We start from the raw sequence: 23676 nt of genomic DNA, 5'->3' as shown, positions 1-23676 counted from the left end.
ACTCCTTAATTAGCGCCTAGCGCCGTTTCTAAATGCTCTAACCAGTTTTCAGACTCTAATGAAATAAGTAACCAACCTTTTAACTCTGGCAATTCATTGGCTGGTTCAATAAATACAGCAATATTACGATCAAACCATGCTAACTCAGCGGTACCTATTGTGGCACCCTCTTCATTCGTTACGTCAATTCCCACTTCAGGCGCTACTGTTATAAGGTTTTGTAAAGACGTAATCTCATCATTCGTTAATTCGCTGAGCTCACGAACATCAACCCACTCTTTATCTAAAGCATTTCTATTTACATCATAGTTTTCGGTAGTACTTCCAATAGATTCTTGATGCTCCGTACCCATTTCCAGTAAATCCGTAAATAAGCCAACTTGCAGACCTGATTCTGTGACTGGATGAAATCTTGGCACAAACTGTAAGACGTTATAAGCCTGCCAAATTCGTCGCCACGTTTCTTTTACTTCTTTAGAACGCTGACTATTGAATACAGCATCATTGATACTCATAAAAATGTGTATCATTGGCTGGTCGGTCTTTAACGACTCTATATGATCCTTTTCAATATAACTGAGCAGATGCCAAGCATTAGAATGGTTATCTTTATCTGCAACAACGCCCCAGTTACTAGGATCACTCGGTAAGCTGTCGACAACTGCCTCATACCAATTGGTATTGTTTGCTATCTGATTCGCAACAAACTCATCCAACTGTGGTCGACGTGGTACCAGCTGTAGGAAAGACAAGCATAATGCAGACTCGGTCAGCTCTTGCCATGTTTGTTTCGAGTTTGTGAGCCATGCTTTCAGCCATTCAAAATTTCCTTGCTCTAATAAGCCACGGATTTCTTTTAAGTTTCTCCATGAGTGCATCGGAGCAATCGTATTCCATAATCGACAACCTGGGCTAGACTCCTTTGTACAATCTAATAGTAGATGTGGCTGGCTGGCTGTTTTGGTCGTACTTTCATTATCCAAATCATCCCAAGTAAGCACCCAGACTTTTCGACCAGAGCGTAATAAGCTGAGTCTTTTCCGCAAGTCATCTGTCACAATATCTCTGTGATATTCATAACCATCGGTATAAATAATCAGCTCGTTATCTTGAGTACGTTCCGCTTCTTTGAGCGGACGCAACACGAAGTCTGCACGGGTTTCTAACACCCCATCATCTTTACCAAACTCAACCTGTGGCTCTAGTTGCCACATACTTGATCCCGTATCAATAAGATATCCAGGCTTATTATTGATACGCTCTTTTATCACTTTAAACTGCTTGCCCAGCGCCTGAACAAACCTCTCTTCCAAAGCACTCTCTAAGATATGATTGGTCGGCACCTCATTTAAAGCATCAATAGGCACTAACTTATCTTTGTTATACAGAATCTGTGTCAGTAGCTTAACCGCAGCCTGTCGTGAGATATCCTGTCTATGATGACTATTGCGATAAGCCAAAATACAGCTATAACAGCCATCTTTATTCTCATCATTCACACACTTACAAGTACTTAGATGGTTCAGCGCTTTTTCCAACATTGTAAATAAAGCTGTGGGAGATACCATTAACTGCTTTAAGTACCCTGTACCGCCAGGGATACGATCATAAATCACCAAGTACTGTTTGCTACCAGATAAACTCGATTCTCGCATTTCAGTGACTTCAAGATGCTGTACCGCGCCATGGAAATACTCTTTTAACCCTAAATTAATAGCAGCAATGAAAGACAATCTTGCCTGTTCTGATTCAGCTACGTCAGCTAAAGGTAATAAAATGCGGATGGCTTCTGACTTAAGCTCACGATATAAATAAAGGCTTTCAAACCAGTCATTTTCAGACTCAATAGCACCAGGACGTGCCAGCCTACAATCTAAAGCATGAGCAAACTGCCCTTTCTTAAGCTTTTTACGACGCACCATGCCACAATACTTACATATCTGAAAACCTTTTCTTGAGCTGCTCTTGCCAGCGACAGAGAAGCTATTAAACTCTCCAAACTGCTCGCCAAAGTTTACTTCCCTAAAAGTAGCTGTGCTGACGTATTCAAAACCAAAAGGTAGCTCAGGGTTATCAATACGCATGGCATTGCGACAGTTTATGGGATCTATATCAATCAATAACTGACGCTGAAAAAACTTAGGCTCTCTCTGATCACTGTCATCACTAATACGGTCATAGCGAGAGTTAGCACGTGCATAAACTTGGCGTAACTTAAGCAGATTGTGCTTTTGCTGGATATCCGCCCAATAAGGATCACCACAACGCGGACATGCACTGTGCTTATCACCCGATAAAGTTATATCTTCAGTGTAGTGGCAACTAGGACACATCCGCCATTCACTAGGCTCAGACAACCGCAGATCGATCTGCTCAATACTAATCTTATGTTCAGATACATAGAAGACATTTTCGGGGACCAACTCATTGAGCGCAGCTTGTGCTGAGCGCTGGAATTTTAAAGAGACTTGCTCATAACTGTTTTTCTCAGAAGACTTATCAGAGCCAGTCCTGTCTTTTTGGTCGACTTTACGCACAATGACTGAGTTTAAGGTAACACCCTCTTCAGGGAACGCATAGTTCGGTAACAACCCTTCATCTGTAAAGAAGCTGAGCGTTGGCTGTTTATTAATACTGCCCATTAATGATAGCAATGCATCGCGTTCTCGTTTTAAGTCCCCAAGCGTCTGATCTCGTGCATCATCTGCCGGCTGATTTGATAGCACTTCAAAGTTCTTCTTCAGATCTGCAGCGCGCTTTCTATGGCTCTCACGGCTGTCTAATAACTCTTTTAGCCTATTAACGATACGCCAGCTTAGCGGCGTATGCTCTGCTTGTTCTCCAGATAGCGATTTTCTTCCCTGCCCATTGCCTGAGCATTGCAAGCCAATGAAATCCTTTAAGTGTGCTTGCCCCTCTTCATCCAGCTCTTTAAATAACTGAATAAATCTACTATAAATCTGCTCTTGATGCTCATCGATAAAACTAAGCAGATTATTAGGAAATCTCTGGATGGCCAATCCATTGCTTGTATTTTTTCCTTTGCCTTGCAAACTGTTTAATACCGAGCCCATCGTTGGAGCGATCGCATCTTCACTGACTCCTGTTGCGACCCATCTATCAAAACAATAGGCAATGAGTTGACGTTCCAAGACTGCCATTGCATTTAAGAAGATACCAGGAGTAGCAACATCCCCCTGAATCATCTCTAATGGGTCTTCATAAAAGTAGTTATCATGATTACTACCACTGGCTATAGTGAGTGCTAACGCATTGCCATTACTACGACCAGCACGACCAATGCGCTGTAAGTAGTTGGCTTGCGCAGGGGGCACAGAGCATAGCAATACAGCGGATAAATCACCAATATCAATACCCATCTCTAAGGTGGGTGTTGCCGATAGTAGGTTAACGTCCCAAGCGTTTTCTCCATAAATAAAGGATTGCTCAATGGCCAAACGATCCTTACCTTCTAGCAGTCCTGTATGTTCACTGGTTACCAAACGCTTGGGTGAAGTGCGATAAGCCAACTGCCCTATCTGACCGCTATTCACGGGTACATAAAAGCCTTTACAGTCACTTTGTAGGCAAGGCATGCCATTCCAGTTAGCTTGATGCTGTAGTGAGATTGTTTGACGGCTACCACAGCGATTACAAGCAATCGTTGCAACCGAGGTTACTACTTGCCAATATTCGGTATTTAATAACCAAGCACCCTCCCCTTTGATTGTGTCTTTCTCTATCAACCAGTCATGATGATTAAGCGTATTAATTAAAATACGTGCCGCTTGTTCATACTCAGCAGAGGCTAATATATTGTCGAAAGCTATCGTCTTATTGAACCAATCTTGATACCACTGAGAACCTCTACCTACTAGGTTTTGAAAGTTGTTATTAACGGGTGTGCTGTTATTAATGGATGTAAAGGTTAGTGCTGCAGGCGGTTTTGATGAAAAACCAAAGCCTGGTAACCAAGGAATACGAGACAACAGATAGGTTGTGCCACCCTCTCTTACATAACTGTCTAAGATTGGATCATAAAAGGCGCCTTGTTGACGCAATCGATTTAGAAAACCCAATAAGAAAGTTCGAACTTGCTCTACCGTTAAATAACGAAACTGCTCTAACTCCTCCTGCCAGTAGCGCAATATCTGATTTATACAATCTTCTAACGCATCTGGATCAGGCTGAATTACAGCCACCGAGGAGCGCTCTAATGTACGTCCTATTCTTGAGCGCAACCCAAATTCAGTTAAAGCCTCCCAGCGAAGCCTCTGAGCAACCAATTCAAGTAAAGGTTTACTAACGACTGTACCTTTAGACTCTATTAAATTCTGATAACCAGACAGCCACTGCATATTGGGGGCTATAAAGGTACCAATAAAGCCTGCATCATTATTGAACTCTCGTTGCCAGTATTTTGGCACCTCATCAATAAATCGTGACAACGCCATGTTGTCACCTTCATTGCGAGCCACATGAGCCAGTGCCTGACGAACCGTCTGCATATAAGTGCGTGCACCAAAGAAACCAGCACGATGCGCTGCATCCTGTACTGAATCAGAGAAGGCAATTAATTTATGGTCATCATTGCAGTGAGAGCCATAGATTTGACTAATAGCTACACTGGCCAAACTTGCTGCTCGTGAACCCAATATCATCAAGCTGCCACTAGCGGCACAACGCGGGCAGTCATCCGTGCGGATATTTTTGGTTTGACCATCGCGATCAACTTGTTTGACCAGATTAGGGATCCATACTTTGAGCAAGGGCTGTTCACAGTTTTGGCATTGATTATGTTGCACCGTATTCAATTCGCAGCATTCGGTACATAATTTGAACACTTCGCGAGCTTGCTGCTGATCTAGAGTTTCTTCATTATCAGCAATGGGATAAAGTAAGACTGAGTCTGGTGATTGGGAGAACCAGCCCGCATAAAATCGTTGTAATTCTGGGTTAATCGCATGCTCTCCCTGAGGTAACATGGCACCCCAAGCGGCAGAATGACATTCACGGCAATGTAAGATAGGTAAATGCAGTGGTGATGTAGAGTCAATCAAGTCATCTGAGTGTACCAGTCTTGGCTCAGGGCTAACACTGGCCAACATACGCCTTAACTCACGCAACCATAGCTGTACCCTTACTTGTAAAAATGGACGGACTTTTTGCTGTGAATCATCTGCCCAGATACGTGCTGTAGAAACCAATGCCGTTAAGCTGTCTAATAAAGCCAGCGTATAATCAGTGCTGCTTAGATTAAAGTCTTGTTGCCACTGCTCAGCCAGTTGACGTAAGTCTGCTATCTGGTTTGATGCTCGTAATAGGCTCAAAAAGGCCGTGTGCTGATGCAAATACTCACCCAAAGCAACGCAGGCCGCTTTGTACTCATGGGAATCATGGTCATCAACATCCAAAGCAAGATCGACACTGAACCATAAATTGGCTTGGCGACGTAAATAAACCCCTTGTGTCAGTGCGCCCGGGAGCAGCTCTTTTTCAAGTGCTTTTGGCCAATCGACAATAAGCTCTGGTTTTTGCTCTGCATTAAGTAAAGAGTTTTCGCGAAACTGCTCAACATACTCTTCAACCGTAATCCTGTCTTCAAGGATGATACTGTCTAAGCCAAAGCTAGTAGCAAAAACCTCACTGGCATATTCAGCTAGCTGCTTACGTGCACTTTCCCCACCAATAGTCGCTGAAGTACCTACACAGGCCAAGTTATCTTGTAGATGCAGCTTGTCACGCAGCCGTCTAATCAGACAGGCAAGGTCTGTCCCTTGTGCCCCATCAAAAGTGTGCAGCTCATCCACTACGAGGTAGCGCAGTAAATCCTGAGTCTTGAGGTTATGCTTCCACAGCCTTTGGTCCTTGGGACGCATTAATAAGAAGTCCAACATTTTATAGTTGGTCAATAAGATGTCTGGCGGATTATCACGCAAGGCATCTTGATTGGTAATGACTTGATCAGGGCTCATAACTCTAGAGTCAGAGCCACCATCACCAGTAAACAGGCCAACTGTAAGCTTTGGAGTCAGACTCGATACTTCTTTGGCAAAACGACGCGCCTGGTCGGTAGCCAAGGCATTCATAGGATAGATAATAATAGCCTTGATGCCCTTGCGGCGTTCTTGCAAACAATAATCTAAAATGGGATATAAAAAGCACTCTGTCTTACCAGAGCCAGTACCGGTTGCTACTAGTGTCGACTGCGGCTGCAGAGTAGCCAAGCGTTCAAAAGCACGCTGCTGATGCATATAAGGTGCAAAACCAAGCTTGACTTGGGTCAATGGCGACTCAGCTGAGTGTCTGGCTGTTCGAAACGGCAGCTTCACCTCAAGCCAAGGGCCTTTTAATAGGTTGTTTGGGCGATGGGGATCTCGTAAAAATCGCTCCATCAATCCCTGCTCCTCCTGCCCCTGAAAACCCGCAGTGGTCATTGGAAAACTACTGGATAAAAAGTTCTCTAGCTCAGATTTTATTTCACGGGCGATTAACGAAGGAAGCATGCATGGTCCTTTTATTAAAATGTACTCAGTAGCTGCACTAGGCAAAAACTACTGACTCATTTAATTTAATTATTTTAATAGAAGTAAACTAAACTGATTATTCTTCTTTGTTCTTCATAGCTTCAGAAAACAAGGCATCCAAATTTATACCGTTAAATAAGTAAGCCCAATCAGGCTCTTTACCTGTCTCTAAATATTCAGTATAAGCTATGGTATATATAGTTCTAAGACCATGTCCTATTGCTAAAGTCAAGCTTCCTGCTACACCAGCATTAATGAGTTGGCCGATTACAGGAATAAACTTTGTCAAACTTGTAGCAATCTGTTTACCGATTAAAGACACCACTTGTGCTTTAAGTAAATCCATCACTTTTTCACCTAGCGAAGTGAATCCATAAATACTTGCCAGTTTAATGGCTAGGCCAGTTTGAATAGGTACTAAGACAAACGAATCAGCTAAAGGAAGTGGATTAAGTCCTGCGGCACCTGCTGCAGCTATAGAAGCTAAATTAATAATTTTATTCGCTTCTCTATTTTTAAGAGTAAGACTTTTCTTCTGAGCACCAACAAAAGCAGCTCTCAAATCATCATCAGTTAACCTGTCTACACTCCACTCTATCAGCTTATCTATTTCTAAATTTTCATCACCATCGGCAATAGTCTCAAAAATATTGTTTAAATCAACTCCTTCCTTACTTAAAATCTCTTTGAATACTTTTGAGGTTACACCTTCATCATTATCATCTATTTCTTCCGTATCACATTTAGTAAGTACAATAGCTAAATCCACTCCCAATCTTTTCAGAGCTTTAATATTTTCAAGATCGTACTCTGTAATTCTATGATTGCCTACCGATAAGCAATACCAAAACAGATGTATCTGATCTTTTAAATCAAGTTTACTACGTCTATTCACTTCGGCTAAAACAACTGTCTTAAAGTTACTATTGTTAATCTCTCCATCAAATATTTCATATCCTTCTGTGTCAAAGATAACTACTGGAGACCCTTTATTATCAAAAATATTGATGCCTTTAGTTTGCGGTTTACCACTTCCAACCTTAGCAACCTCTTTACCAAAAATACAGTTGACAAGGCTACTTTTGCCAACACCTGTGCCACCCACGATCATTACATTAGCTTTGGTGAAATCATTTAACTGCGTATCAAACTCTTTTTCAACATTTGAAGCAACCATATATATACCCTTAATATAAAAACGTTATCTTAAAATAAAAATCAAACCTTATATTTATAAAGTTTAGAGATAGCTGGGTTAACGACATCATCAATAAAGCTGTTAACAGAACCTTTTAAATCTGCTATCAGCTTCAAAACTTCATAAGATGCTTTTAACTTATCTAGAAAACCACCACTTTCAAATGCACTTTCAACAGATTCAATAAAAGCATCCATCACATTGCTACCTTCCTCTAAGCTTTCCTCTATTTCAGACTCCAATTCATCCCAACTAGTTCTCGTAGAACTATCATAAGAAAAACCCAATCTATCTAGAAAGCCATCCAACTGCTCTACCGATTCAGACCTTTCATTCATTAACTGCTCTAAAGAATCCGTATCAAAGTTTATAATATCTTCGAGATCAGTATCCTCAATGGCAGATTTAATAAGATTAAAAATACCTAAATCTGACTCATTAATTTTACTTTTCATACTATCTCTCAGATTCTCAAGAAAAGAAATATAGACGTCAGCAAAATAATTTATCAAAGAGACTCGTAACTTTTCATCTAAACTTGTTAAAAATAAATTAAGGGTCTCTTCTTTTCCATATCTATTTTTAACACCAGCTCTTGTTTTAATTGAAACAGAACAAACTTCAGTTATTTCAATATTAATAGAATCTTTAGTGCATAATTTATTCAGCTCATCCTTAATACTTTTAATTTCGATTGGACTTGCTGCATCTACGTTAGTAAGTACAACTACAAGGGGTACACTATGCTTAGAAGAAATATCTTTTATAAGCTCTGCCTCGATATTCTCTATACGCGCTGAAGCAGCATTAATCAAATAAAAAGCACCATGTACCCATTCCATAGGATTTTTATTCGAGTAATGACTTCTGTTATTTAGAAACTGATAGAGTTTACTTTTCCACTCTTTATAATTATCTGTTTCAATCCCCACACTATCGTAAACATTTAAATTATAGTGTTCGTAATCAACTGAGTAGTGTTTAAGATGTTCATTCCATCCCGTTACTGGCTTGCCTTTGCCTGTAAGAAAAACCCCTTCATCAAATATGTAGTTACAAAAGCTACTCTTACCTACTCCTGACTTACCTAAGACTAAAATATTAATTCCATTCTCTGACATTATTCTCTTCTCCTTCAAAAAACGTCCATGCAATCGCATAGTCTTCTTCACGATCAGGCTTAAAGAAGGGCGCTTCGTACACAATGGTGCGCTCTGCTGGGCCGCCAGGTTGAGTGTCATCCATATAGGTCTTGCTAACGGTATCGCCAGCTTTTAGATCTTGGATGTCATTCCAGCCTAAAATAACACCTGCTTCTTGGCGTTTAGCTTTATTTGCACCTTCGTCCATTTCGGTATCGGTATTTTCATATTCAGTCACGCCATAACTTATGCCATTATCGAGGTCTGCTTTCCGGGCGGTGCGTGGTAGACCCACATCGACTAGACCTTTACTTGGCGTAAAGACAATACGGCCATTTTGGTCATACCAAGTATCCGCTTCGTATTGGCGCATTACAGGGAACTGGACGCGGTAGATGGTGAGCAGCTCATCAAGGGTGAGTCCAAGGGCTTGGGCGACGAGGACGTCAATTTCCACTAGGGCTTGCCGGCGAGCGTAATCGCTGCGTAGGGCACAGTTGCGTTGCCAATTGCTGGTGAGTTGTTGGAAAAAGTCTTGATTTAGAACTTTAGCACCGGGGTGGTCGCTGTCAGCGGCGATGCTCCAGTATTGTTCAATAAAAGCTGTGCGCCAGCAGGATTCCCAAAGCTCGCTATAATGGTTTGTGAGACAAGATAATACTAAGACCCTACTTTCAAAGATAGGGTTGGAAACAACTTTTTCTGGTAAAGCATAATCCTCAATACTTTGGTGTAAATTAGTTCGGCCAGAAAGCTTCATCATAAAGTCATAAATTATTGAAAAGCAGACACCAGAAACCGCTATTAATAAATCCTCAGATTTAAAAGCATATGTTCTAACTCCATTAGTATGTGCCACTTTTTTTGGAATTAACGATGATATAAGGCTTTTCTCAGAACCAACACTAATCATTGCTCTTAGAGCTAGGCGGTAATAATCTGTTACTTTTCCAGCTTGTTCTTGACCCTTCTCACTCCAACTTACATATGGCGTTCGTGCTCTATAGTTATCATAACTGCACGCCGGCACATAATTAGTTCTTGGTAAATAACTATCAGAGAGCGTGAGTAAGTCGACTCCATCATAAGCACGATGAGTCTCACATATGGATTTTGGTGTTTGATGGAGAAGGTTTCCAACATAAAAATGAGGACCAGATAGAACCCACTCACTGGCGTCTTTTGGAAAGCAAGTTTCACGCCGAATAGTTTCATCACGTTGCGCGTTAAACTCATTCCAATGCTGTGTTGAAAAATAGCTTTCTTGTAAGTCACTTAAGCGTTTAGGTTGAGCAGCAAAATTTGATACTACTTTAATTAATTGTTTGGCATGAATACCTGGTAATCGAGCAGCTAGATAATGAGTTCCCACTTCATCATAAAGTTGAGCAAAAAGAGTTAACTCCTTCTCGCCAACATGGATAATACGATCAGGGTGCCCTTCAACATTCCACTCACCACTATCCATTTTTATTCCACTCACTAACCTGCTACCAGCTAATTGGTAACAACCATCAATAGTTCGTGGCACAAACAAGTTAGCTATATTGTCAAACCTTGGAGTATTACGCTTCCTACCAAAAATATTAACGCTAAACTTACTACGATTATAAATTGGAAACAATCCAAACTCATTTTGAAATTGGTAGTGTGCACGCAAGAGAGGATAGATAGCTGTCCTTAAACTTCCTGCATTTGGATCATCATAAACACCTTCTGGGTGTAGAAATCCACTGACACCCTGTTCGCTGGTATTGTTCCATGCTTGTGGCAAAAAGCACTTATAGAGGTTAGCTTTTTGACCTTGCAGCAATGGATAATTACTTATGTCACCGAGAAAGTTTTGCGTACCGGTGCTTTGTTCATACTCCACTAACCATGCACTTTTTACGGCAGGGTTCTGCTCAAAAATCCCATCACGCAACTGCCCTGCTTTATTAGCACTAAAGTTGCGCAAAATTAATTGTGGTTCAAAATCCCCTAATACAGCACTGGAGTTCCAACCAACTAATAACCACGGCGGATTCCCCAACATCAAGTCAAAACCACCATCATGGACTTGATCAGTTTTATCTTTTTTCGGCTTGCCAGCAAACACATCCGCAAACTGTAGTGTCCAGTGGAAGAACTTATGCTCATCAGCAAGCTCTTCAACCAGTGCCAAACGCGGAAAGGCTTGCTTGAGCAGCTTGGTATCGACCACGCCGTATTTACTAACGAAGCGCTTGCCTTCCTCTAAGTTCTGCGTTTCTGCAAACAAGTCTTGCTGATTGCCTGTCTGCACTCCAATGGTATCACCCAGCAGTAAGCTCTCAAGCTCGAACAGCCACTCATCACGGCTTGGCAGCTCATCTGCTTGCTCAATCGGCCAAAACCATAATGCACACCAATAGTCCATTGCTAACTTCAGACGACCAAAAGCGCTACTGTTGCTTAGACCCTCGGCATACAGCTCTTGAGTCAACACCTGATCTTTATAGTCGATCGAGGTCTGGGTACGTCCGGTACTGGGCATCCCATAGATATCATAAGGGTCAGTGGTCTTTTGACGGATATTGCGCTGCTCTTTGGTATGCAGTTGCCATAGCTCCTCGACCTTCTCACTGAGTGCCTTCAGACGGCGCTGCTCGTCGCCATCGAGCGGTTTTAAGAAGTCTTTGCGCCAATCCTTGATAGTGTCAAACTGCTTAGGATATAAGCTCTTAACCTCTTTATCCTTATAATTAGCCATACCCTCCGAAGGCAGTAAGAAGTGCCAAATCTCATCCTTCGCACGTGGCTTATTCATAGCAACCGCTTCTGGCGCGTTTTGCAACCACTGCTTAGAGTCGTTCTTTTTGGCACCCGTCTGAGTCAGCTTATACACCTCACGGCGCGCACCAATCAATGAGTTACCGTTATACAGCTGCATCCCAAACCAAGGCACGAAGCGGTCTGCCGACAAGGCGTTTAGCCACAATGACACCTCTGCCAGCTCTACCGCTACTGGGTTTAAGTCAATCCCGTAGACGTTGTTGTCTGCCAGATACATTTTGACTTTTTGTAGCTCTTTGACATACTCCTGCTGCGCAATGCGCTCATCGTTGGCGCTTTGCATCAGCTCTAGATACTTCTCAGCAAGCTGGTTAATGGCTTCGTTTAAGAACGCCGCGCTACCCATCGCCGGCTCACACACCGTAAACTGCAATAGCTTTTCAGCCCGTTCACGGTCATTAACCAGAGGTTCAAGCTGCTGTACATACAGCTCTTTTAGCGCATATTTCACTAAGCTTTTGGTCAACACCTCTGGGGTGTAGTAAGACGCAGACTTCTCACGGTCACGGCCTGCCATACGGTAGATAAACGTACCCTTAGCGTATTTTTTCAGCTGTTTATTGCCATATTGGTCAGCAGCCTCTTTTTCATAGACCTTCTCATCGTCTTTATATTGCTCTAATGCCTCAGCATTAACAAAATAGCCAGTATCTAGGATATTGTATTTGTCGCCCGCCTTTTTTACCTCATACAAGTCTTCGTTAGCGAAGAAGCCGCGATAGCTCAATAATGCCTCATAGACCGCACCCAACTGGTTAATACCAAGCTGTGCGTATGAGATACGACCACGGCGACGCTTGCCTTTGGCCGGACGACTCAACGACATCAGCTGAATCACACGCTGTAATAAATGGTTCGGGAAGACAACCTTACTAAGTAACGCAGTCTTTTTGGGATCGAATAAGTGCGACTTGAGCGCGGTCATGGTAAAGGCATCACGGCCGGTCTGCTGCGCTGCGCCAAATATATCACCATGCTGCTCAGGCGTACCCTCTGATACTAGTGCAAACAGAATATTCAGCGAGTCGTTAAAGTATCGACCTTGACGCTCTTGCTCATTGGTCAGTGGCATCAGCTCAAGCTCGCGCAAGTGCTCTAATGAGTAGCCTTTTAGATATACCTCACTACCCGTTGGCGCATAGCCAAGCTCAGGACGCGCCTCGATATAGAACAAAAACAGCAATCGATACATATAACGCAAGCATTGGCGAGACAGCTCATCAGGGTCTAGTTGGTTTTTACCACTAAAAATGCCTTTTTTATTCTGACTGGCTTTGGCAATCAGCTGCTGTGACGCTTCATTACCTAATAGCTCAATACACTCACGCAGTGCATATTTTAAATCCTCTGATACGCCATAAGCATGTTTGTGCGCATTTTCATCAAGCGTATCTAGTAATGTTTGACCCTTGGCATCTAACAGAGCTTCTTTATGAAGCAGCACAGTGGTTGCTTTTAGAGTATCTAACTCACGGCGACTGAATATCTCTTTCCAGTCAAAGCGAATTAAGCGGTTCTGAGCATATTTACTACGGTCGATTAACAGCCACTGATAAGGGCTGGCAAGAATGACCCAACGTGGTGGCAGGGTTTGGCTAAATATCGTACTAGATAGCAGTTTTTGCCAATTACCTTCTGACTCTTGCTCTGATTGTTGCTCGAATGAAGGATAACCCTCTAAGCCTTTCATCTGTGCCGAATACAGAGGCAATGCCAGTGGATCGCTATCAGCATCATAATCACTGCCTAGCGCCTGAGCTTCTAAAATCCATAACAGCGGCTCACCTTGGCTGTTTTTTATCTCACCCAGTAGTGGCACATAACTTTGGGTATGCTCGACATACTGTGCACGAGGTGCATAAGGCAGCTCAAAGGTAGACAGCAAGCTTCGTAATACATCACGACCCAAGGTTAGTCTGTCTGAAATGCTTTGCTTGTGACCATATTCATCAAGTAGCAACAACGTCTCTCGAGCATTTCTGCTCATTTGATTCCAAGGCGTGCGCCAAGCATTTTTCTTATCTTGCTCAGTCAGTGCCGCTTCGCGAGCTGTAGTTTCTTGCTGTTGCCAGCTGTCTTGAAGCCCTTTTACATCACTGTCACCGGCAAATATCTCTGCCATATAGTGCTGGCTATAAAATTCGTTTTCATTACTGATTCCGGTTAAATTCATAGCACGGCTCCTGTATCCTGATGGGGCATGCCGGTAAAGACTGCGGCGACTTGTATGTAAGGTTGTTTTTCAATGAGCTGCGTATTTTCTAACCATTCAAAATAATCATCAAAAATACGATTAATTTCACTTTCGCGGCTATAGCGTTTTGTATCTTGCTTGCTACCGCTCAAGCCTTCTAGGTCAAGCTCCAACTGGCTAATGTGCTTACTCTTTAGCGTATTTAGCGCGTCTATTTGCTCCTCTAATACAGCATTACTGGTCTGCTCATACTGTATACGCTCTTGCTCCAGCTGTTGCTTGGCATGGTTTATAGCTATAGGTAGCAGCTTAGATAACGCACTGGTCTCACTACGGCGACCTGGATTAACCAGCTTATTTAGGTTTATCCGTTGTAAGAACTCTTCCAAATCGCAGCTGTCGATAACTTGATTGTCTTTGATATGCACGGCACACCAGCTTTGTAGATGTACCTGCCCGCGGCGATTGGGGAAACCGCCATGTAGCACATACCAATGCTCATCTTGCTCCAGCTGCTGCGGAATACGGATGACAGGAGCCGTATGACGACCAAACGCATTGAGCGAGCGATCATATAGCCACTGCACAACAGGATGAAGGGGCCACAGATAGTGAATGCTAGGCCACGGGGTGTCTTCTTCTCGGCAACGCTTGAGCTCATCACTGATTTTTTGACTGTCGCTAGTTAATACAAAGCGATCGTCTTGCGGCCACACCTCTTTTGGTAAAAAGCGGCGGCGCTGCTTGAGATCACTAGGCGCAGTTAAACGCAGCATATCACCATCAATACTAACTTGTAGCGCAACACCCGCATCTTCTTGTAGCCAATTAACTGCGGCCGTAGCATAGTCCATATCGTTATCGAATATCTGTGGGCGGATACCCAGCATCTCATCAACTGCTAAGCTCTCGTTGATTGGCGTGAATGACTCAACAATATCTACAGGCTCGCTACCAGTCTCATATGTACCGTTAAAGAAGTCTCCTAGCAGATCATCCAAATCATCGATGTTATTATCACGCTCTATCAACTCAGCAGTAATCGCTTCGCCCTCTTCTTTGTTGAACTCACTGGGGTCACCAATATTCTTGCCAGCCTGAGCATCTTTTTCGATAAGCACCTCTAGAATACGATTATCACCCTTAATCTTCTGGTTGCTGCTGTCTGTCAGTAAGTAACGAATCAGAGGTTGTTGCGTTTGACCATAGCGATCAATACGACCATTACGCTGCTGGAACACCATTAATGACCAAGGAATATCAAAGTGCACCATGCGATGACTCAAGTGATGCAAGTTAATACCCTCTGATGCCACATCAGAACAAATCAGCAATCTAGCAGGATGGTTCTTTTGGTTAAATGCATCTACTGTTTGTGCCAGTTCTTTATCGCTCATATCCCCACGTAAGATAAGCACTTGGTCTTTCTTGATCTTAAGATCTTTCGGCAGATGCGTTTCCAAGAATTCAAGCGTTGGGATACTCTCTGTGAAGATAACCAAACGGTCTGACGAGTCTTTTGGATCCCAATCAAAACTTAGCCCCTCTTCGGTATCCATTTTCAGCAGCTCTACCAGCTTTTGATACTTACTAAAGCTTTTAGAATCAATGCTCTCTGCTGCTTTGAGTAACGTATGCAGTTGGTTTAAATCACTTTGAATATCTTCTCGCTTATCCTCAGCCGTCTCTTTTTCTAACCTTGATTTAAGACGCTGTGAGCGGTTGGCAATCATGCTTAGCAAAGCAGCAGGACTTGAGAATAGCGCTTTACTTAACGTGGTTCGGAACAGCTGCCCCGCACCCGCACTTTTAAGCGTCTTAAACTCTGTCTCTAGTAGCGTGTCATAGGTATGCTCTTCTGGCACACTTGCTGTCGACATACGCTTAGCAATGTCACGATCAGGGAAATTGCTGCTAAGTTGCTCACGAATATCTTCTTTAAAGCGGCGGATGACCAAACCTTTATCACGAAAATCTTCTTTTGCGTAATCAGAGGGATTAGCAATTGCTGTAGGATCCAACATGTTCATAAGGCTGGCAAAGCTTTCTGGCTTACCGTCATGCGGTGTCGCAGATAGCATGATGAGCGTATCAGAACGTGTGGCCAATAGCTTAGCCAAGCGGGCCCGCTGCGAATGACTACTGCGCTCAGCTACGTTATGCGCCTCATCAATGATGATAATATCCCAGTATGCCTGCTCTAGATAATGACGATAATCAATATCTTGCTTAATGGTATCAATAGAGATAATCGAGCGGTCAAAATAGTGAAAGGGATTGTGATTAGTAGGAATCCGGTTACGGACTCGTTGTAATCCTTGTGAGTCAAGGCGGGTCAGGCCAATACTAAATCGGTTCCAAAACTCTTGTTGAAACTGAGTCAACATAGACTTTACGGCCAATACCAAGATGCGCTTACCTTTACCACGTGCTATCAGCTCACTGACCAAGATACCCGCTTCGAGAGTTTTACCAAGCCCCACGCTATCAGCGATTAAAATACGCGACCGAGGTTGTTGCAATGCTTGGCGTGCTGGCTGAAACTGGAACGGCATCACATCTAATGCTGCTTTTTGGCCTAAATATATCTTCTCATCCACTGGTGGCGCTTGTCTAATCAACGTATCTAAATACAGACGACTTGCACGATAGCTGCTACTGATATCATCCACCAGATCTGTCTCTTCCGGTGCCAGAATACGAATATTGGGTTCAATCTTAGTTAAAAATGCCGCTTCACGACCTCGAACTAGCTCAGACAGGCCTTCACAGGTCAGAAGATAGCCGCCATCAGAAGTGTGATCAGTACGTTTAATTCGCCACTCAGCATCACGAATTTCTACACGAATACCGGGTGCATAACGTTGCGACATAATGCCGTTCCTTACTTTTATTTTAAATTTGATAAATGCGTGTGATAGTGAGTACTTCACCTGCAAAAACTATAAAAACCAATTTATTAATACTTTTAATTTTAGATGATACGCGCTGTATTAAAGCTAATAACCATTAGAATTTAAAACTTTAGTCATTTGAATATAAACTCAGGTTTTCTAGAAAATTGTTGAGCTAAATTGTCGACTAATGATTATAACGTAATTGTTTCAGAACGATAAGCATATTTAATTTAATCTGTATCGAATTAATCAGATAAGATTTGCGTATAATTAGCTCTACACTGATTCTCAACAAGCGATTAGTCATAAAATAGATATATTTAAACTATCAACCCCTCAATCTAGGTAATAGCTCAGGGTTGATAGTACGTAGCCTTATATTTGACTCTGGTGACCAGACTAGGTCTTCATGCTCTACAGCTACTTGGTAAGCCCATTGGCTAATAGTTTCTGAACGCTTCTGATTGCTTATAAAGCCAATACCGTGTGTTTCTTTTTCAATAACTTGTCCATATTGTTGGTTACGCCTCAACCACTTCTCATAAAACCTCTCTTCAGCAAGATAGTCACGTTTACTGTTATTACATTTATGATCAGTCAGTACAAAATTATGAGTCGTGTCATTGGGATATTTTGACCAAGGTACAAAATGATCAACTTCGACGTCTTTCTTTAATGGTTTTTGACAGTAGAAGCACTGACCATGCTGTGTATCATTTAGTATAGGTACTAACAAGCTTAGATCTTGGCGTGTTTGATTAAAAAAAACCTTGTAAATCAATATCATCACTGAAATATGATTGGTTGTGACGATTGTTACGTACAAACTCTGTCCAGTATTGCTGGCAAAGCTTATGGATTATCTGACTAAACCGCGCAAAACAGTAAGCGATCCCAGACTTTAATATGATTACTTTTTCTCTTGAGTTATAGATATAAAAGAATTCACGGCTAACTTTATCTTCTGCACTTTGTAGATACTTGGCAGGGTTGTTTTTAATCGTTCGGGCTATTTCTTTAATTGTCGATTGCCACTTTTTGATATTACGTGTCCGAGCTATATTTAAGTTGGTCGTCTTAGTTTTTTCTTGCAAGGTTAAGATACTAGTAATGACCTTAGCTTTGCCTGTTGTACTGCTTTGCTTGAGTATAGATTCACCATATTGATCTGAGAATGGTAATGCTTGTGTCCAATAAAGCTGAATAAACTGCTCTGCCAACTGCTCATAAGAAATAATGCATTCACTGTTATCACTAGTCCCAGACTCTATAGAGAGGTTGGTTACTGATATTAATAATGCAAATTTATAGGTCGAGGTATAAGAGCTAGATTCAAGCAACCATTGAATACGTCTTAGAAAGTTAAGCTGAAATTCTGCTGTAGGCACTATAAGGATCCTTAGAGGTACGATTAATTAACTCTCTGTAGTTCAGACTTATACTATAGTTTAGCTCAAATAATTTCGATACAAGGAAGCTGAGTGCAAGCTATACACTATTATGGTTAGCGAGGAGGAGGATGTAGCGGATTTATATGGGTTTAACTCTACTAAGCCTTTCGTTATGTAATGCTGGGCCTAAAAATGAAGCTGTTTTATTTGATCCAGCCAACCCTGCTAGAGTAACTTATCATATCAATCAACTTCAAACGAATTACATCTTTTTAGTTATTACGTTCAGCTAGTGCTCACTCTAAGGTAGCTACACCCATAATATTTATTCAGTAGCTTTTCTATTGTTTATGCTAAGCGTTCCCCGATTTTGTTATTAATCCACTCGGCTATTTCACTCGCTACCCACATTACTCTGAATTTTGTAAGTTGTACTTTTTTCGGGAATGTTGGATCGTAGCGATCAGAATCCTCGTTAATCATCTCGTAGATGGTAGAACGACTAAGGCTAGTATAATTAATAACATCCTTAATGCTAAGAAGTTGGGAGATATTATTACATCGTTCGATTATTGGTTTTTATAGATGTAAATTTTTCATGATCGAATCCTTAGTTTAGTCCTAATATATAGTTTCAACGGCTAGAGCTCGCTTAATCAATAAGTCCAATAAATTATAGCTATTAACAATTTATATGTTAATTTGTTACTTACTATTAGCTGTCTGAGCCGATGCTAATAACATCAAATATCTCCCTATTTTAAATCTCATCCTCAAATCAGAACTACAAATGAAATTATGACTACTTATATACTTGACACAGAAACGACGGGACTTATTGAACCGCACATGACTGAAGCGGCCTATTCTATTGTTGAAATAAACGATGGCAAGGTGACAGTATTACAGGAACCAAGAGCTAAGCGCTTTAATCCTCTCAAAGAAATTAGCTTGGGCTCTATGGCGATATCACATATTTGTGATGAGGATATTGCGGATGAGCCACCTCATACAGATTTTAGACTGCCCAACAGTGTTGAGTATTTAATTGGACACAACATTGATTTTGACATGGCTGTTCTTAAAAATGCTGGCGTGACCCATATACCTAGTCTGATTTGTACCAATGCGATGGCAAACTTCCTTCTCCCTACGCTTGAGAGCCATAAGCTAGTGTCCCTTCTCTATCACTTTCACCGAGATATAGCGCGTGCTCAAGCAAAGGATACACATGCTGCTATTGCTGATATTTACTTCACTGAACTAGTGCTTGGTAGTTTGATTGATTTGGCCAATAGTCAGGGTCAGGAAATAAGTGATGTGGAGAGCTTATATCAGTTTAGTCAAATGGCACGTATACCCACGCATTTAAGTTTTGGTAAACATAAGGGTGAGGCTATTGCAGATTTAGCTGCGAGCTCTGAAGGTGTTGGCTATATTAAATGGCTACTTAAACAGGACAGTGTTGACCCTTATTTAGCTCAAGCATGCTAGCAAGCATTAGAGTCGTTATAAATACACTGACGTAGTCAATTTTATAGTCGAGCTATACTGAAAATTGAGACCCATACTAGAAATAGTTAACGCTAAAGCAGATCAAGTTCTTATTAAAATTATAACTTATTAGGTAGTAAACCCCTCAATACTGTGGTGTTTAAAATATCATCAATATCTGCATATGCCATGGATCAATCTTACTCTGACAATTCGAAAAAGCTCTATATGCTATTAGTTATATAGTATAGAGGGCTGGGGTATGAAACTTACTTTTCCTAGGTGACGCTATTAATATCGGGGTTTGAATCAATACATGGTACAACAACTAATGTGCTAGAGACTCTTCAAGACAGAGATAAAAAGATTGAGAACTTAAATAAAATAATTGAAAAATTAGAATACAGAATGGAAGAAACTAAATCTGAGATGATCGCGGCTAAAAATAGTCGCAGTCACTATGAAAGCGTCTTTCACAACCAACTTCTTATTAACCAGCAACTAACTACTGAAGTAGCAGATAAAGATGAAAGAATCTTATCCTTAACTTCAATGTTAAAGCCTGATTTCGAACCGTTCAATATACTTGAAAATAAAGATAATAAGATTTATAAACTCAAAAATGAACTAATGATGTTGGATGAATGGTGTGAAATGTTGGAGTTAGAACTTGGTATGGAAGGAAAGCGACCTGTTGAGATAGCAACAGACCAACGAATAGGAAAGAACAAAAAAAGAAAACCAGTAACTCTATCCATCTACCATAACCTAGCTTATGAAAAAACTGAATTGGAGAATCAGCTAATTAAAAAGAGTAAATCGTTTGTAGAGATAAATGATGAAATAAGCAGATTGAAAGAAGTTATTAAAAGAGGTCAGACACATATCAGTATCTTAGAACAAAGTAATGAGCATCTTATCTCTGAATTAAAGCTCGTTAATGAAGATAAAACCAACTCTCAAAGTAAGGTTGAACCAGTCACTAAAGAACAATTTGTCCGCATCCCAAGAGATAAAGTGGCATCGAACACCTATGGAAGAATAGCCACAGCTAATACTATAAGTGAAAACACATTAAGAACCAAATCCAAACCACGAACAATAAGAACTCGATGCACAGATAATACTGCTCAGAACCTCAAAGTCAAAGAAGATTCTACAACTCAATATCTTGATTACTTAAAAAGAGTAAAAAGGAAATAATCTCTCAAAAAAACTCGAAAAGCATTAGTTGCTCGATCAGTAGCTTTGACCATTGTGATTGTTTGAACCAGCCTATAGTTATAGTTTCAAAATTGATATCAATAGCGGATGTTTTATTACATCGCAATTATTAAGAAGCAATAAACGAATTAAGGTCAATTGATGGATATTATTCAGTTAAAAAAATTAATAGAACATATCAAGAGCTTACCCACTCCAGAAATACCTGAACAGACGATATTCAGCATTGGTGGCCGTGGTTACTACGAAAACCCAACCTCTGATGTGCTAGCCTTTTTCTGTGACAGTGAAGGTGCGCATGGCTTAGGCAACCTGATGATGGAGGCTCTATTTGATGCTCTAACTGTTGCCAATCCAAAGTCAGCCAATTTTGACTTTGGCGATTTCTCTGTCATCAATGAGCCTGGGCGTGAAGTAACCACCAAGAGTAATAAAAGAATTGACTTACTGTTAGAGGGTAATGACTGGGTGATGGTGATTGAAAATAAAATCTATCACCATCAAGTGAATCCATTTAAAACTTATCAAAAACATATAGAGTCCAATGATGAGTTCAAATATAAACAGCATATCTATGTTGTACTATCGCCTAATGGTAAAGCGCCTAATAATTGGCTTTCTTTAAGCTACCCTATATTTCTTGATAGCATTAGAGAAAAGTTAGCACGTGCCTTTATTACTCAGCCACTTAATAAATGGTTGGTCTTGCTTCGTGAATTTATATTACATTTGGAAGGTATTATATCTGATTCAACCATGCCTCATGAGACTGTATCATACGTCTTGGAAAATCTGGCTGAAATAAAACAAGCAGAGGATATTAAACAAAAGGTCATTGAGGCTTATCAGAAAGAACTATTAGAAAAACTACAAGGGGCTTTCCCAAATGAAAAGGTGCGCACCAAGCTTCATCATTGGCATGGTTATCCTGCCCTTCGTTTCTCATTCGAATCTTGGGAAACCAAGACAGATGTTGTTCTATTCCTTGATGGGCGTAAAAATAATAAATTTTGTATAAATTACTATGCATTTAATATCAACACACCAGAGCAACGTGAAATAGCAGACTCCTATTTAAAACAGGAGAACTGTAGCTCGACTTGGAGTGAGGGTTCAGGCAAAGTTAAATGCTATAAATCACCTTATGAGTCTTTTGACAAAGATACTGCACATGAGTTTCTCATTGAAAAACTAAGTTTGCTTGATGAGTTTGAAACGCAAGTACGTAGCCAATGGTAGTTTCGGATTGTCGTAGTGAACATTAGCAGTGATGTACACTACGCTGTGCATCAATTTAAGGGTATCCCTAAGAAGCTCTAAGCCAACAATATAAAAACGACCAATAAAAGGAATTACAATGACATCAGCGCAAGCCCTCTATGACCTTGACAGGTTTCAAGCCCTTATAGATAAGTTCAGAGCACTAGACTTTACGGATGAGGAGTTAAATCTATTTGATGTTGGCACACGAGGGCATTTTGAGAACCCAACAACTGAGCTACTCAGCTTCTTTTTAAATTCAGCCAACCACCATAATTTAGGTAACGGTTTCTTTAGAGGTCTAGAATCTGCTATTGCTAAAAAGAACATACTATCTGACTTAGGTACTTTTGAGAGTGTAGAAACAGAAGTATCTACGCAAACTGGCAAGCGTATTGACTTACTCATAGAGACCGACACAGCAGTCATAGTGATCGAATGTAAAATCTACCATCATCAAAACAACCCTTTTGATGAATACACAGCCTTTGGTAATGAACGTATCAATAATGGAACTGAAGGCTCAACTCTAAAGGCACTCGTTAAATTGGTTCTCTGCCTCAATGGTAGCGTCAGTGCAGATCTGGCAGCAGATGGCTGGCATGGTATCTCATACAACGAACTGGTTGAGCATATTGAAAAACGCTTATCAAAAACTATGTTCGACAACCCTTATAACAAATGGACTTTGTTTGCCAGAGAGTTCCTATTACATTTAAAAGGCTTAAACACAATGACTGATATCAATACAAATGAGATTTCTTTTTTAACTGAAAACTTAAATGAATTTGCCCAATTAAATGATTATATCTACAACAATCTAATGCCTAAGATTGGAGCAAGAATTTCATCAGACTTAAATACTAGTGGCCTACAAAACTTTGAATGTAAAGTAAAACACGCTAAGTGGTATTACTATGAGCCTGTCATTAAATTCTCTAATCTTAATTGGACAACAGGCTCTGATATCGTTCTCTGGATGAAGGCTAGCGATAATGATATATCGCATAAGATTAATTTGCATATTGCCAAGCAGTCTGATGAGTTGGTAGAAGAGTTCAAAACTATCATTGGTGATTCATGGTTGAGCTTGCCTAATGAAACCTGGTATGAAGTGAACAATACTTATTGGGGTATATCTTGGTCATTTAAAACTTTTGATTTAGATGATCTGTCAGCCAAAATGGTTGAGTTAATGGATCACCTAAACAACCTAGAGTTAAATCATCGTCCAATATTGGTTAAATAAATATATTAGTTGTATCTACTTTAAGCATCGACTACGTGATATTGCATGAGCCGTGTCATATTGCTGAATACAACTATAGTGAATGATTCTGGCGCTTGCTCACTCAGATCATGCCACATTAGAAAAAAGTTAAGACTCAACTTGATAGCATGGCTAAAAGTTTTATTTGAAAAAATAGCAGCTATCAGGAAGATAGCTGCGATAGTTAAACAACCTAATCCAATAGGATATATCCTTAATAAATAGTATCAATTTTCACCATGCATCATTAAATGCTAACGGAACT

The 23676-nt window shown here is 40.8% G+C and carries 12 protein-coding genes; 4 read left to right on the top strand and 8 right to left on the bottom strand.

Going from position 1 to position 23676, the window contains the following annotated elements; all coding sequences use genetic code 11:
• Positions 1 to 5 precede the first annotated feature (5 nt).
• The 8 genes from ACQKC9_RS00185 to ACQKC9_RS00150 form a co-directional block, all read right to left on the bottom strand.
• Complete coding sequence (locus ACQKC9_RS00185) at positions 6 to 6506, bottom strand: DEAD/DEAH box helicase (protein WP_427620051.1); 6501 nt, start codon at positions 6504 to 6506, stop codon at positions 6 to 8.
• A gap of 97 nt (positions 6507 to 6603) precedes the next feature.
• Positions 6604 to 7704, bottom strand: a complete 1101-nt coding sequence (locus ACQKC9_RS00180) for a GTPase (protein ID WP_427620050.1) — start codon at positions 7702 to 7704, stop codon at positions 6604 to 6606.
• A 41-nt stretch (positions 7705 to 7745) separates the two neighbouring features.
• On the bottom strand, positions 7746 to 8846 hold the full coding sequence (locus tag ACQKC9_RS00175; protein ID WP_427620049.1) for a GTPase: 1101 nt from the start codon (positions 8844 to 8846) through the stop codon (positions 7746 to 7748).
• Complete coding sequence (locus ACQKC9_RS00170; RefSeq protein WP_427620048.1) at positions 8827 to 13854, bottom strand: hypothetical protein; 5028 nt, start codon at positions 13852 to 13854, stop codon at positions 8827 to 8829. The genes ACQKC9_RS00175 and ACQKC9_RS00170 overlap by 20 nt, the downstream gene beginning before the upstream one ends.
• Positions 13851 to 16748: a DEAD/DEAH box helicase gene (locus ACQKC9_RS00165; protein WP_427620047.1), complete on the bottom strand. Its 2898-nt coding sequence runs from the start codon at positions 16746 to 16748 to the stop codon at positions 13851 to 13853. Before ACQKC9_RS00165 ends, ACQKC9_RS00170 begins: the two co-directional genes overlap by 4 nt.
• A gap of 352 nt (positions 16749 to 17100) precedes the next feature.
• On the bottom strand, positions 17101 to 17508 hold the full coding sequence (locus tag ACQKC9_RS00160) for an HNH endonuclease domain-containing protein (protein ID WP_427620046.1): 408 nt from the start codon (positions 17506 to 17508) through the stop codon (positions 17101 to 17103).
• 22 nt (positions 17509 to 17530) lie between these two features.
• Positions 17531 to 18160 (bottom strand): hypothetical protein, encoded by a 630-nt coding sequence (locus ACQKC9_RS00155; RefSeq protein ID WP_427620045.1) that lies wholly within the window; start codon positions 18158 to 18160, stop codon positions 17531 to 17533.
• A 351-nt stretch (positions 18161 to 18511) separates the two neighbouring features.
• A complete protein-coding gene (locus tag ACQKC9_RS00150) occupies positions 18512 to 18697 on the bottom strand; it encodes a helix-turn-helix transcriptional regulator (protein WP_427620447.1) in 186 nt (61 codons plus the stop codon).
• 264 nt (positions 18698 to 18961) lie between these two features.
• Here ACQKC9_RS00150 and ACQKC9_RS00145 point away from each other — a divergent pair, with 264 nt between their 5' ends.
• From ACQKC9_RS00145 to ACQKC9_RS00130, 4 genes are all read left to right on the top strand, one after another.
• On the top strand, positions 18962 to 19657 hold the full coding sequence (locus ACQKC9_RS00145; protein WP_427620044.1) for a 3'-5' exonuclease: 696 nt from the start codon (positions 18962 to 18964) through the stop codon (positions 19655 to 19657).
• 408 nt (positions 19658 to 20065) lie between these two features.
• Positions 20066 to 20860 (top strand): hypothetical protein, encoded by a 795-nt coding sequence (locus ACQKC9_RS00140; protein WP_427620043.1) that lies wholly within the window; start codon positions 20066 to 20068, stop codon positions 20858 to 20860.
• 162 nt (positions 20861 to 21022) lie between these two features.
• Positions 21023 to 22120 (top strand): PD-(D/E)XK nuclease family protein, encoded by a 1098-nt coding sequence (locus ACQKC9_RS00135; RefSeq protein ID WP_427620042.1) that lies wholly within the window; start codon positions 21023 to 21025, stop codon positions 22118 to 22120.
• Positions 22121 to 22238: 118 nt separating this feature from the next.
• Positions 22239 to 23390: a PD-(D/E)XK nuclease family protein gene (locus tag ACQKC9_RS00130; RefSeq protein ID WP_427620041.1), complete on the top strand. Its 1152-nt coding sequence runs from the start codon at positions 22239 to 22241 to the stop codon at positions 23388 to 23390.
• Positions 23391 to 23676 lie beyond the last annotated feature (286 nt).

Source organism: Psychrobacter sp. NPDC078409, assembly GCF_050268505.1.
Lineage (GTDB): Bacteria > Pseudomonadota > Gammaproteobacteria > Pseudomonadales > Moraxellaceae > Psychrobacter.
The sequence above is the reverse complement of the archived record's forward strand: the minus strand, read 5'-3'. Positions and strand labels throughout refer to the sequence as shown.